At 64.9% G+C, this 13,044-nt stretch carries 10 protein-coding genes; 2 read left to right on the top strand and 8 right to left on the bottom strand.

The annotated features are described in order from the left end of the window. Positions 1-29: 29 nt before the first annotated feature. The 8 genes from RT424_RS14105 to RT424_RS14070 form a co-directional block, all read right to left on the bottom strand. A complete protein-coding gene (locus tag RT424_RS14105) occupies positions 30-1,514 on the bottom strand; it encodes a glycosyl hydrolase family 28 protein (protein WP_313439368.1) in 1,485 nt (494 codons plus the stop codon). Between the two features lie 29 nt (positions 1,515-1,543). Beyond that, positions 1,544-4,207 carry a TonB-dependent receptor domain-containing protein gene (locus tag RT424_RS14100; protein WP_313439365.1) on the bottom strand — a complete coding sequence of 888 codons (2,664 nt, stop codon included), beginning with the start codon at positions 4,205-4,207 and terminating at the stop codon, positions 1,544-1,546. Between the two features lie 131 nt (positions 4,208-4,338). Next, positions 4,339-5,265 carry a sugar kinase gene (locus RT424_RS14095; RefSeq protein ID WP_313439362.1) on the bottom strand — a complete coding sequence of 309 codons (927 nt, stop codon included), beginning with the start codon at positions 5,263-5,265 and terminating at the stop codon, positions 4,339-4,341. Positions 5,266-5,355: 90 nt separating this feature from the next. Continuing rightward, positions 5,356-6,111 (bottom strand): 2-dehydro-3-deoxy-D-gluconate 5-dehydrogenase KduD, encoded by a 756-nt coding sequence (gene kduD / locus RT424_RS14090; RefSeq protein ID WP_313439359.1) that lies wholly within the window; start codon positions 6,109-6,111, stop codon positions 5,356-5,358. 121 nt (positions 6,112-6,232) lie between these two features. Continuing rightward, positions 6,233-7,069: a 5-dehydro-4-deoxy-D-glucuronate isomerase gene (gene kduI, locus RT424_RS14085; RefSeq protein ID WP_313439356.1), complete on the bottom strand. Its 837-nt coding sequence runs from the start codon at positions 7,067-7,069 to the stop codon at positions 6,233-6,235. A gap of 64 nt (positions 7,070-7,133) precedes the next feature. Then, the gene (locus RT424_RS14080; RefSeq protein ID WP_313439353.1) at positions 7,134-7,946 is read right to left on the bottom strand and encodes a class I mannose-6-phosphate isomerase; all 813 of its coding nucleotides are present in this window, start codon (positions 7,944-7,946) and stop codon (positions 7,134-7,136) included. Between the two features lie 272 nt (positions 7,947-8,218). Beyond that, positions 8,219-9,397, bottom strand: a complete 1,179-nt coding sequence (locus RT424_RS14075; RefSeq protein ID WP_313439350.1) for a glycoside hydrolase family 88 protein — start codon at positions 9,395-9,397, stop codon at positions 8,219-8,221. Next, positions 9,397-10,689 carry an oligosaccharide MFS transporter gene (locus RT424_RS14070; protein WP_313439347.1) on the bottom strand — a complete coding sequence of 431 codons (1,293 nt, stop codon included), beginning with the start codon at positions 10,687-10,689 and terminating at the stop codon, positions 9,397-9,399. The genes RT424_RS14075 and RT424_RS14070 overlap by 1 nt, the downstream gene beginning before the upstream one ends. 204 nt (positions 10,690-10,893) lie before the next feature. On the opposite strand from RT424_RS14070, the gene RT424_RS14065 reads away from it, so the two are divergent. Together RT424_RS14065 and RT424_RS14060 are read left to right on the top strand one after the other, a co-directional pair. Next, positions 10,894-11,958 (top strand): LacI family DNA-binding transcriptional regulator, encoded by a 1,065-nt coding sequence (locus tag RT424_RS14065; RefSeq protein ID WP_313439343.1) that lies wholly within the window; start codon positions 10,894-10,896, stop codon positions 11,956-11,958. Positions 11,959-12,006: 48 nt separating this feature from the next. After that, positions 12,007-12,894, top strand: a complete 888-nt coding sequence (locus tag RT424_RS14060) for an ROK family protein (RefSeq protein ID WP_313439340.1) — start codon at positions 12,007-12,009, stop codon at positions 12,892-12,894. Positions 12,895-13,044: the final 150 nt, after the last annotated feature.

Genomic DNA, 13,044 nt, shown 5'->3' with positions numbered 1-13,044 from the left:
TGTTCTCTCTCCCGGCGGGCGTGCTGGAATCAGCGGATGCGCAAGTTATCGACGTGCTTGCCGACCATAATATCCGCGGCTTGCGGGGTGTCGATGCGTTGGCCGGCGATGCTGAGGTTCTCGATCATAAGGTTGCGGACGGCAGTCTTGGTCGACAGGCCCGATATGATCGACTGGCTCGGCATGCCCTCGCCGGTGAACGTGACGTTGCGGATGGTCACTCCGTCGATCCCGCGTCCCGGCGCCTTGTTGTAGCGGGCGTTGTTGCCGGCGACGATATTGATCAGCTTGCCTTCCTCGATCCTGTCGACACGGATGTTGCTGAAGGTAATGTTGCGGATCAGCGTGCTGTCGCCCGAATAGGCCGCGATCGCACCTTCCCAGTCGGGATCGTCCTCGTCGAGATTGGCGATGTCGATGTTGTCGAAGGTCACGTCGTAGATCGTGCGCGGGTCGGCATTGTCGCCGAAATGCCCGATGTAGAGCGCGTGCGCGACGTCGTTCCAGATGCGCAGGTTGCGAACCGAGATGTCGAAGGTGTCCCCTGGCGGGTCGATGTCGGGAATGCCCGTCTGCGCCGCCCGCTGGCGGCACAGCGGACAATCGGCGACGGCGTAGACCACCACAGCGTCATCGGACACGCGCAGATAGCCGCCATCGACCGAGACATGTTGCGAGGTGGAGATGTTGATCCCGTCCGACCACTTGCCCGAGGTGAAGCCTGTGACATTGCGCAGCGTGACATTGCTGGAGTTGCGGACGTTGATGACCCGCGCGGCGTCCTTGCGGTCGCTGTTGATGAGAATGAGGTCGGAGATCGCGACGTTCTGCGCTTTCTCGACGTCGATCCCGCGGCCGGGATCCCAGAGCATCCCGCGTCCCGATATGCTGACATCCTTGACCCCCTCCAGCGCGAAGGCGCCCTTCAGGACCGCCCCCCCTGCAAGATAGATGCGCTCGCCGGACTTGACCGGAAACACGTCGCTGCCCTCAGGCGGGACGTGGAGCCCGGGCTCGAAAACGCGCACGTTCGGCCCGGTTGGCGCGGCTGCGGGCACGGCCCCGGCCAGGATGTGCAGATTATGGAGCCGGTCGTCATCGAATTGGAGCGAGAAGCTCTCCGGATGGGTCAGCGTCATGTGCACGATGCTTCCGTCGCGTTCCGGCTTCGCTGCGCTCGACAGTGGTGCAACGGTGACCGTGCCGAAGCGGCCGTTGTTCTTGAGCACTTCGATTTCTACGGTGCCCTGGAAATCGAAATACACGATGGAGGCATTCTGCCTCGTGTCCGTGTCGACCTGCACGCGGTACTCGTAGAGATCCTGCCATGGTCCGCCCGGTTTGCGCACGCGGACGGTGAAGTCGTCGTTATGCGCGGCATAGAACAGTCCCTTCGGCACGGGATAGACCTGCAGGATGTCCTGTGCGGCGAAGACGGCTGGTGCCGCCATGCAGGAGAGGGCGATAGCGGCAATGCCGATGCCGGCTCCACGGATGATCTTGGTGTTGCGCATCGAAGTGGCTCCTGAGCGGGACGATAACATCAGAAATTTGCTGTCCCGGTCAGGAAGAACGAGCGCGGCTGGGTGGTAAGGATACCAGTGGTCGCATTGGGGTACATGCTGATGATCTGGGCCTGCGACAGTCCCGAGACCGGCAGGTTCGGATTCTGGATCGAGAAGATGCCGATGTCGTTGAACACGTTGTTGACGTTGAAGCCGAGACGGAAGTCGGCCGTCACATCGTAGGACAGCGAGAGATCGGTCTGGGTCTGCGTGGGGAACGTCGTCAGACCGGTGAAGCTGGACGGGCGTGAACCCAGATAGGTGAAGTTGACGAGCGCCGTGAATGGGCCGGTCGCATACTCCAGGCCGATGCGGCCCTGCACCTTTGCAAGGTTCTCAAGCTTGCTGTCGGGATAGGCTTCCAGTTGGTCGTCTGCCCGGCCCGTCTGCCCCATGTTCCAGTTATACCATTCGAGCGCCTTGCCCTTCTGGAGCGTCACGGCGGCCGTCAGGCGCAACTGCTGCGTCACCCGGATATCGCCCTCGATCTCGACCCCGTATACCCGCGTCTTGTTGAAGGCGGGCGTGGTGACGTAGGTCGTGCCGTCGAGGTCCGTGCCCTGGCCGACGACGTTGACCTTGTCGAGCAGGGTGAGGAACGGTGTCAGTGTCAGGCGCACCCTCGGACTCACAAAGCTGAACCCTGCTTCGTACTGGGTGATCAGCGGCGGCGTGATCGGTTGGTTCTGCGCCTTGAACACCGTGTCGTATCCGCCCCAGAGGCCATCGCCGTTCTTCTTGCCGCGCGCGTAGCGGACGTAGGCAGAAAACCGATCCGAGAAGCGATAGTTCGCGGCCGCCGTGTAGTTCACGAAGCTCAGCTTCTTGTCGAAAGGCACTTCGCGGTTCAGCACGCCCACGAGATTATCGTAGATCGTCAGCGGGTCGCCATCGACGCCGCCGTAGGTGCGATCGCGGGCCTGCGGGTTCGCCGAGGCGAGCAGGTTCGTGCCCTTGTAGCCGAAGCGCTCGTAGCGGATGCCGGCATCGAGCGTAATCTGGTCGGTCGCCTTCCAGTTGAGGCCGCCGAACAGCGAGGTCGAGCGGTTCTTCACGGTGTTGCGTACCGGCGCGGTACCGATCGAACCGAACCCGGCGGGATTGGTCATCTGATAGACATTGCCGGTCGCGGCGTCGGTGAATGTGACCTGGGCTGCCTCCATGTCGGATTCGATCGGGGCGATGTAGGCGCCGGGCGGCAGCAGTTCGCGCACGAACTTCGAACGCGAGAGATAGCCACCGGCGGTCACGGTCAGACGGCCGATCCGCTTGGAAATCGTCAACTGGTCGATGAACGACTGCTCGTCGAAATCGGTCGAGGTGCCGATCCCCGAAATGACGCCGTTGGCCAGAACCTGCTGGTTGGGCAGGTTGTTGGTCAGCACCGTGTAGCCGCTCGCGGCGCTGGCCACGCGGGCAAGCAACTGGCCGTTGCTGCCGGTTACCGTGATCGTTCCGGGAAGGCGGTTGAGCCCTGCGGCGCTGAAGCCCAGATTGTTCCACAGGTTCTGGTTGTCCAGCCCGTAGGTGCCGACGCCGTTCTGGTTGAGCTTCAGGCGATTGTCGTTGAACCGGAAGTGATTGCTGATCTGGAGCGTGTCGTCGGCATCGTGCTCCCACTTGAGGCCCACGGTCCGCGCGACGGTGTGATCGAGATTGTCCGGATCGAAACGCTGGCTGTCCACGACGCCTGATCCGGGAATGGTGAAGGCCGATCTGCGGCCCAGCGTGTAGTTGTCGTAGCGCGACAGCCCGGGCGCGATCTGCGGATCGTCGAAGCCGATCGAGGGGATGCGCTCGGAATCGTAGGATCCGTTGTGATCGTCGAGATACTTCCCGTAGAGGACCAGCGAGCCGGAGCCGTAGTTCCAGCCCAGCGATGCCTTGATCTGCCCACCCCGGTTGAATGGATAGGCCGTCGGCCGTGCGCCGAACGAACGGCGATAGAACCCGCCTATCGACCCGTAGACGCCGCTTTCGCCGAATTCGGTGCCGTAGTAGGCGTCCGCACGCTGATAGGGCTGGCTTTTGCCTTCGAGACCGAGGCGAACCGAAGCCACGCCGCCGTCGTGATCGGTGAGGGCGTTCTTGGAGATGTAGTTGAACAGACCGCCGGGTGCGTTGGGCCCCGTAACGGTCGCGCTGCCGCCGCGCAGCGCTTCGACGCGCTTCAGCGTCAGGTCCTGACGATAGAAACTGTCGGGCTGGAAGCCGCTGCCCTGGATGCCGATCACCGGCAGGCCATCGTCGAGCAATGCAACGAAGTAGTAGCCCGATGTCGCGGACTGCGTTCCGACCGACAGGCCGCGCGCATAGACGATGTTGCGCGCCTCGCCGATCGAAGAGTTCACATAGACACCCGGCACGTTCTTCAGAAGGTCGGCCGCGCTGACCGGGGCCGAGCGCTGCACCGTATCTGAATCGATGGTCGAGATGGCGACGGCAGCGTCGCGCTTGGCCGTGCGGGCGAGCACTCCCGTGACGATGATTTCGTTGGCCGAGGCATCCTGTGGAGCTGGCGGCGCAGGTGCGTCGTCTTGGGCAAAAGCCGGAAATGCCAAGCATGAGGCCAGAAGCAGTGAAGCCAGCCTGGCGGTCGTGGATACACGTCCGCGGCAGCGGAGCGAGACGTTGCGATTCATGTGCGCTCTCCCGAGGGCGTCTGGTTGTTGCGAATCTGATATCGATATCAGTCCGGCGGCGCAAGAGGATATCGATATCACGAAATGATCTTCCATAGATTTTGAGGTGGGGGCGGGATCGCGGCGCTGCGTTACCGCCTGACGTCGCCTCCGCTGGCCGAGAACGCCTCAAGCTCACCCGGCCAGACGAGGCACATGTCGCCCGGCACGGTATGCTTGGGCACGGTATAGGCGAGTCCTGCCTGCGCGGTGGCGACGAGATCCGCGCCCTGCAGCCACTTGTGCAGCACGCCCGCCGCAAAGGCGTCGCCGGTGCCGATACGGTCGACGATGCCGGTGACGTCCACCTCGCTGGTCTGGTGCGCCGCGTCCCGCGCATCGAGGCGCGCGGCGATACGGTGATGGCCGGAATTGACCACATGCCCCGCGGTCGAGGGGATCAGTTGCAGCTTCGGGAAAGCCTCGAAGGCGGCCAGCGCGGCCTCGCGCCGCCGGTCGGAGCCGTCGCCGGAGAACGCCTTGCCCAGTAGCAGCGAGATATCCCGGTGGTTGCCAATCATGACCGTCGCCGACTGCATCAGGTCGATCAGCACGCTGTGCGGATCGCTGTCCCATGCGTCCCACAGCAGTGCGCGATAATTGCCATCGAAACAGACGGGCACGCCGGCGCTGTTGGCCGCGACGACGGCGGCTTGGGCAAGCGCGACGCCTCCGGGGCCGAGCGCCGGCGTGATGCCCGACAGGTGGAGCAGTCGGGCGCCCTCGAGCGCGGAGGCGAAGTCGAACTGGTCCGCTCTGGAAGCCGCGAACACGGAGCCCGCGCGATCGTAGGTGAGCGACGAGGGCCGAAGACCCGCCCCGCTCTCGAGGAAATAGAGGCCCATGCGGCCGGTGTCGCGGCCCACATGGGCGGTATCGATCCCGGCGGCATTCAGGGCCGCGCGCGCCTTGTCACCCAGTGGACTGGACGGCAGACGCGTCAGCATCTTCACGTCATGGCCCAGCGAAGCGAGCCCCGCCGCGACATTGGCCTCCGCGCCGCCGACGACCATGTCCATCGCACTGCGCCGTCAGCCGAGCACCCGGGGTGGCGAAGCGCAGCAGCACTTCGCCGAAAGTGACGACGTGGCCGGAAGCGCTATCGGTCATCAGCGCGCCAGCCAGCCGCCATCGACGGCCAGAACCTGCCCGGTCACATAGTCGGACGCCTGGGAGGCGAGGAACACGGCGGCGCCCGCAATGTCCTCGGGACGGCCCCAGCGGCCGGTCGGGATGCGCTCGAGGATCTGGCGGTTGCGCGTCTCGTCCGCGGAAAGCGCGGCGGTGTTGTTGGTGGTGATGTACCCCGGCGCGATCGCGTTGACCTGCACACCCTTGGGCGCAAGCTCATTGGCCATCGCCTTGGTCACGCCGGATACGCCCGACTTCGCCGCCGCATAGCTGGGCACGCGGATGCCGCCCTGGAAGGTCAGCAGCGAGGCGATGTTGACGATCTTGCCCGCACCGCGTTCGGTCATGCCCTTCGCGGCCGCCTGGCTGAGGAAGAACAGGGTCTTGAGGTTGGTGTCGATCACCGCGTCCCAGTCCTCCTCGGAGAACTGCAGCAGGTCGTCGCGGCGGATGATGCCCGCGTTGTTGACAAGGATGTCCACCTTGCCGAGACCCGCCACCGCTTCGTCGATGACGCGGCCGACCGGCTCGATGCTCGACAGGTCGGCCTTGATGTTGACCGCCTTGCGGCCCGTCGCGGCGATCAGCGCCAGCGTCTCGGTCGGCTCCGAGCGGCCCGCGACGGCGACATCGGCGCCTGCCTCGGCCAGCACGACGGCGATGGCCTGACCGATGCCGGTGTTGGCGCCGGTGACGAGCGCGGTCTTGCCCGTCAGGTCGAAGGAAATGGCCATGATACCCTCTCTCGTCATTGCGAGCGCAGCGACGCAACCCAGGGCGGTTGCGACGCTGGCTCGATGGATTGCTTCGTCGCTGCGCTCATCGCAATGACGAGCGTAGGGGGTAAGCGACGGCTTACTGGAGCTGGCAGATATCCAGCACGTTCATATCGGTGTAGTCGAGGTTTTCCCCGCCCATGGCCCAGATGAACGCGTACTTCTTGGTGCCCGAACCCATGTGGATCGACCACGGCGGGCTGATCACGGCCTCTTCGTTGGCGATCACGATGTGGCGCATCTGGTCGGGCTCGCCCATGTAGTGGAAGATGCGGTCGTTCTCTTCGGGCAGGTCGAAGTAGAGGTAGATCTCGCTGCGGCGGTCGTGGAGGTGCGGCGGCATGGTGTTCCACACCGAGCCTTCTTCCAGCACGGTGAGGCCGAGCAGCAGCTGCGCGCTCTCGCAGACGCCGGGGATCACCAGCTGGTAGATCGTGCGCTGGTTCGAATTGGCGAGGTCGCCGCGGGCCAGCGGGTTCGCCTGGTCGAGCGTGATGTGCTTGATCGGCAGCGCCTTGTGGGCGGGAACCGAGGCGATGTAGAAGCGCGCGCCCTCACCTTCGAAGATCACCTCGTCCGAGCCCATCGGCACGTAGAGGCATTCCTTGTTGCCCACCTCGAAGCGCTGGCCGTCGACCGTGATCGCGCCCGGACCGCCGATATTGGTGATGCCGGCTTCGCGGCGTTCGAGGAAGGGCTTGCCTTCCGCGCTCTTGGGAACCGTCTGCGCGGGCAGCTTGAGCGGGCCTTGCGAAGGCACCGCGCCGCCGATCACGAAGCGTTCGTTGTGCGAGTAGTTGAGGTTGACCTTACCGTCCTCGAACATGCCGCCGACGAGGTAGCGATCGCGTAGTTCCTCGTTGGAGACGCACTCCATCATGTCGGGATGGGTGGCGTGGTAGGTCTTGCAGAACACTGGTTTCCCTCCTTGGGGTATCGGTTTGTCTGATGCTGTTCGATTTCGGGGTCTAGCCTAGCCCCTACGACGACACGCGGGCGACAAGCGCATGCATTGGCCCCCCGGCGGCGATGTCGCAGGGGCCATCGGAAACCCAGCACTCCCCGGCGGTCCAAGGATGTCCGTCGATGAGGCCTTGGCCTGTGAGCGGCACGAACCAGGAGACGTCGTCGGCGAGGGTGAACGTATCGCCATTCGCTCCGACAATACTGTCCACGCTGAAAGGTGCGTCGCTTGGCTGGACCAAGCATTCGTGCGCGAGTGCGGACACCATCCGGTGGGGCATCCGGTAGGGACCCAACTGCGCAATGGCGAGGCCGCGTTCGAGATGGAGTTCGCGGGGGCGGCCGTAGTCGTAGAGGCGATAGGTGACGTCGGCGCTCTGCTGGATCTCAACGATCTGCAGGCCAGCTCCGACGGCATGGATCGTGCCGGCCGGAATGTAGAAGAAGCTGCCGGCGCTGACCGGCCTCCAGTCCAGCAGATCCTGCAGCGATCCGTCGAGGGCCGCAGACCTCACTTTAGCGGTATCCATGGAAGCGAGCAGGCCGATGCCCAGTCGCGCATCCGCCTCCGCTTCGACGACATACCAGCACTCCGACTTTCCGCGCGGCAGGCCCACGGCCCGGGCATCGGCATCGTTCGGGTGCACCTGGACCGACAGCTTCTCGCTCGTGAACAGATACTTCACGAGCAGCGTCGAGGCATGCATCGGGGCATGGGTGAACCAGACCTCGCCGGCCCGGTCTCCGGCTATGGACTGAAAAGCGGACGGGACATCGGTGATCCCCCAGGGCTTCGAAACACTGCGTGCAGTGAGGCGATGGACGGTCATTGACTACTACCTTCTACAGCTCTCGCCGGATTGATCATGACCCGATGGGACGGAGTCAGCGACTCTGAATCGCTCGGCCCGTCGCCGATGTCCGCCAGGACGGTGAGCCGCCCGTTGTCGGGTTCGCGCGTGGTATCGGCAGCCTCCGCGCAGCCCGCCAGGGCAAACACTGCGAGGCATGCGACCCAGCGGGCTGATGTCGATCGCCTTCGCAACCGGCAAGGCGGCGACTTGCGGTAGCGTCTGATCTCGCGGTTACGCCAAGCCATGCGTCACGCCCAGTACGGTGACCAAGGGCGGTTTAGGCGCATCAGGGCCTCGAGATAGAAGTAATCACCCCAGATGCAGGCTTCATCGACGCCAGCCTTGTTGGGCATATGATAGACGCCGTGCAGCAGCAGCGCGTTAGAGCCCTCGACAGGAGCGAGATAGTCTTCCGAAAGCGTTTTTACGATCGCGACGGCCCAGGCCTCGTAGGTCTCGCGAAGGGCGTCGGAAAGCGGTAGTGCCTGTGCGAGCTCGAGAAGGCCGCAGGCGGCGATGGCGGCTGCCGAGCTGTCCCGGTCGACGCCCTCGTTCTGGGTGAAGATCAGGTCCCAGCAGCAGATGCCATCCTCGGGAAGACGGTTGAGGAAATGGTTCGCCAGCCGAGAGGCGAGGTCAAGGTAATGCTGCTTGCCGGTATGCCGCCAGGCGAGAGCGAAGCCATAGATGCCCCAGGCCTGTCCGCGCGCCCAGCTGCTGTCGTCGGAGTAGCCCTGGTGCGTGCTGCCGTGGCGCGGTTCGCCGGTGACGGTGTCTACGTAGTAGGTATGGAAAGTCGAGGCATCGGGACGGACCAGCAGGCGAGCGGCCTGTTCGAGATGCTGGTCGGCCGCGGCCGCGAAGCGAGGATCGCCGGTCTCGCGGGTCGCCCAGTAGAGCAGCGGCACGTTGAGGTTGCAGTCGATGATCATGCGGCCGCGTTCGGCGGGCACGTCCATGTCGCCCCATGCCTGGATGACCTTCGCCACCGGGTCGAAGCGCGCCAGCAGCTGTACCGCCGCGGCAACGCCGGCATCCCTCGCGTTGGGATCGCCCGTCAGGCGATGACCGGCGCAGGAGGACAGGGTGTACAGGAAACCGAGGTCGTGATGATCGACGTTGATGCGCTTGTCGATCCGGTTGGCGAACGAGGCGAGGTTCTGCACCGCAATCTTGCGGTACTTGTCAGCGCCTGTGAATTCCCACGAGATCCACAGCATCCCGGTCCAAAAGCCGTTGGTCCACTCGACGTTGTCGATGGGGCCGTAGATGCTGCTTTCGCTAGAGGGCGCGGGAAAATGGGTGTCGAACTGCGGCAGCATGCGATCGACACGGGCCAGTGCTGCGGTGATCCACGCGTCGATCAGGTCCGGGCGCGGGCGTTCGAGCGCGCGGTGAGGCAGGACCTCGAAGGTAATTTCACTCATCAAAGAGCATCCTCGTAGCGGCGAACGTCCGGTGCGGAGGCGATCGCGGCGGTGTCGGGCGCCTGTCCGGCCTTGCGGGGCACAGGCATGTATTCGGGCGGGGTCGGCAGGAGGGACATCGCGGACCAGATCCAGAAGAAGAGCGCGAAGCCCGCGATCAGGAAATAGGTGTGCTGGAAGCCGAACAGGTCATATCCGATGCCCGCAAGCGGCGAGAGGATGGCGAGGCCAAGCGAATGGCCGAAGCTGACGCCGACCATGTAGACCGTCGACGAGAACCGGGCTTCGAAGTGATAGGCGATGTAGCGGAAGATCGAGACGGCCAGGATCGGCAGTTCCACGGCATGCGCCATTTTGCACATCGAGATCGTGACCGGACCGATCGCGAAGCCCGATCCGGCGATGCGAATGATCATGATCATCGCCGCCAGCAGAAGTCCGCGGGTGGCGCCGATCCGGCGCACGATGAGCGGAGCCACGAACATTCCTCCCGCCTCGACGAAGATCTGCGCTGCGTTGAGGTAGCCGAACATCGCGTTGCCTTCCTCAGGCGTCGGGAAGAGCGAGGAGAAGTAGAACGGAAACTGCTGGTCGTAGACGAGATAGAGGTTGGTGACGCCGAGGATCAGGATCATGAACCGCCAGAAGCGGGTTTGGCCGAACAGGGCGAGCGTGTCGCGCAGCTTCAGCTGGTCGGCGGCCTGTTGCGCCTCCTTGTCCGGTTCGATCCGGGCAAGGCGGATCAGCGGGATCAGCGCCAGGCCGGCGAGGCTGGCAAGGAAGAAGTTGATCGCCGGATCGAGGTTGTAGAGACGGCCGGAAAAGGCGGCCGCCGTCGCGAAGCCGATCGAGCCCCACAGCCGGGTGCGGCTGTATTCGAAACCGTAGCGCCGTCCAACACGGTCGACGTAGCTCTCGAGGGCATAGCTGCCGGCCATGAAGGTGAAGCCGAGATAGATCCCGCCCGCGGCCGCGCCGAGCGGCAGGCTCCATCGCAGCAGCGGCGCATAGACATACAGGAAGAACGGCCCGGCGAGGATCACCAGCGAGGCGATCATGACCGGCACCACTTTGCGAAAGCCCATGCGATCGGACAGGAAGCCGTAGGCCGGCTGGGCCAGCATCGCCCCGATCGAATTGACCGCGAAGACCGTCCCGGCCTGGGCCCCGTTCAAGTGCAGTGAGCGGGTCAGCCAGATCGAGAGCAGCGACATCGCCATGGCCTGCGCGAAGAAGAACGCGAACAGGAAGGCGCTCAGAACCGCATAGTTTCTTTGTCGATTGGCAAGCACGGCATCCTCGTTCGCTGCGTGGCGGCTGCTTCGATCCCGCGAATGCGCCGTATTCTGTTATCGATATCACTTATGCAGCCGCGTTTCCCGTTTGGCAAGGCCCTAACTTGACACATGGCCAAGAGTGGTTATCGATATCAGAAAGGGAAGCGCGGCACCGTATCGGGTGCTCACCGGCCGTGAAGGCCCTGGAGAGGCAATTTGATGGCAAATGAGTCGAAGCGCAAGGATAGCGGCGCGAAGAGTGCGCATCGCCCTGTCGTGACGATCCATGATGTGGCGCGCCATGCGGGCGTGTCGTCGATGACCGTGTCGCGGGTGATGACTGGCAAGCGGCATGTCAGCGAGGCGATGCGCGAGCGGGTGAATGCCGCGATCGCCGAACTTGAGTATTCGCCCAATCTCAACGCCCGCAGCTTCTCGAGCGCGGTGCGGGTGGGGGCGATCTATTCCAATCCCTCCTCGTCTAACCTGGGCACCTTCCTCATGGGCGCGTTTCGCCAGAGCGGGGAGAGCGGCTGCCAGTTCCTCATCGAGCCGGGCGCGAACGAGGCGGAAGCCATCGCCAGCCTCCATCGTCTTGTCGAGGCGCGCATCGGCGGGGTCATCTTGCCGCCGCCGCTGTGCGATTCGCAGGCGCTCCTCGATCTCGCGGGCAGCGCGGACGTGATCCCGCTCGCTTTCGCGACGGCCATACCCCGCGAAGGCATCTCGGCCATCATCGTCGACGACTACAAGGGGGCCTTCGACATGACGCGCTACCTCATCGGCAAGGGGCACCGCGCGATCGGCTTCATCCAGGGCGATCCGGCGCATTCGCCGTCCCAGCGCCGCGAGCAGGGCTACCGCGCGGCCATGGCAGGCGCATCGCTGACGATCCGCGACGAATGGATCGCGCCGGGGCTGTTCAGCTACCGCTCGGGGCTGGATGCCGCGCACAAGCTGCTCGATCAGGCCAACCGACCGACCGCGATCTTCGCCAGCAACGACGACATGGCGGCGGCCGTCACCGCGGTCGCCCATGGCCTGGGTCTGCGGATTCCGGGCGACCTCAGCATCGCCGGCTTCGATGACGCGCAGATCGCCGCCACCATCTGGCCCGAACTCACCACCATACGCCAGCCGATCTCGGACATGGCGTCGCGCGCTGTCGCGCTGCTGAGCGACCAGGTGCGCGAGGCGCGCACCGGCGCACGCCCGGAAGTGAAGCATGTGCGCGAGATGCTGACACTGGTCGAACGCGCCTCGACCGGCGCACCGATCGACTGAACCGGCTGCGCCTGCAGCCATCCAGACATTTTGCGAAAGGAAAATCGCATGACCATCTTCGGCGCGATCGAAGCGGGGGGCACCAAGTTCGTCTGCGCGGTGGGCAGTTCGGGTGGCGGCTCGCTGCGCACCGTCAGCATCCCTACGCGCGATCCCGATGCCACCTTCGCGGACGTGGAGGCATTCTTCCGCTCGGCGGCGGACCTTGGCCCCTTGGCGGGGCTGGGTATCGCCAGCTTCGGGCCCGTCGGCGTCGACCCGGCCCGGCCGCAGTACGGGCGCATCCTGGCGACGCCCAAGCCGGGCTGGGAGGGCACCGACATGATAGCGCGCGCGCGGGGTTTCCTTGACGTGCCGATCGGGCTCGATACCGATGTCAACGCCGCCGCCCTAGCGGAGATCGCGGCGATCGGCGGGGGCCTGCGGGATCTTGCCTATGTCACGGTCGGCACCGGGATCGGGGTCGGTCTCGTGAGCGCCGGCCGTACCGTCCATGGCATCGGTCATCCCGAGGCCGGGCACATCCCGGTCCGGCGCCATCCGGCGCATGGCGATTTCGCCGGACTGTGCCCCTTCCACGGGGATTGCCTCGAGGGCGTTGCGGCAGGCCCCGCCGTGGCCGCAGCCTGGGATCTCACGCCGTCCCACGTCCCTCACGACCATCCGTTCTGGGATGTCGAGGCGAGCTATCTCGCGCAGCTGTGTGCCTCGCTGTTCCTGACCACCGGGCCGGAGCGCATCGTGCTCGGCGGAGGGGTTATGAAGCAGGAGCGCCTGCTGCCCCTGATCCGGGCGCGTACGCTCGAATTGCTGGGCGGCTATGTCCATGCACTGCGCAGACACGAGGACATGGAGCGCGCGATCGTGTCGCCCGCATGCAGGGAGCCGTCCGGACTGGTCGGGGCCTTCCTGCTCGCCGAGGACGCCGCAGCCTGACCCGGGAGAAGACCATGCTTCGCACGACCTCGCTTTCGCTCGCGGCTCTTGCCGCATGTATGACCGCAGGCGCATCCGCTGGAGCAGGCGCCGGAGCCGGAGCCGGAGCCGGAGCCGGAGCCGGAGCCGGAGCCGGAGCCGGAGCCGGAG

The sequence above is a fragment of the Novosphingobium sp. genome (genome assembly GCF_032093395.1).
Taxonomy (GTDB): Bacteria; Pseudomonadota; Alphaproteobacteria; order Sphingomonadales; family Sphingomonadaceae; genus Novosphingobium.
The sequence above is the reverse complement of the archived record's forward strand: the minus strand, read 5'-3'. Positions and strand labels throughout refer to the sequence as shown.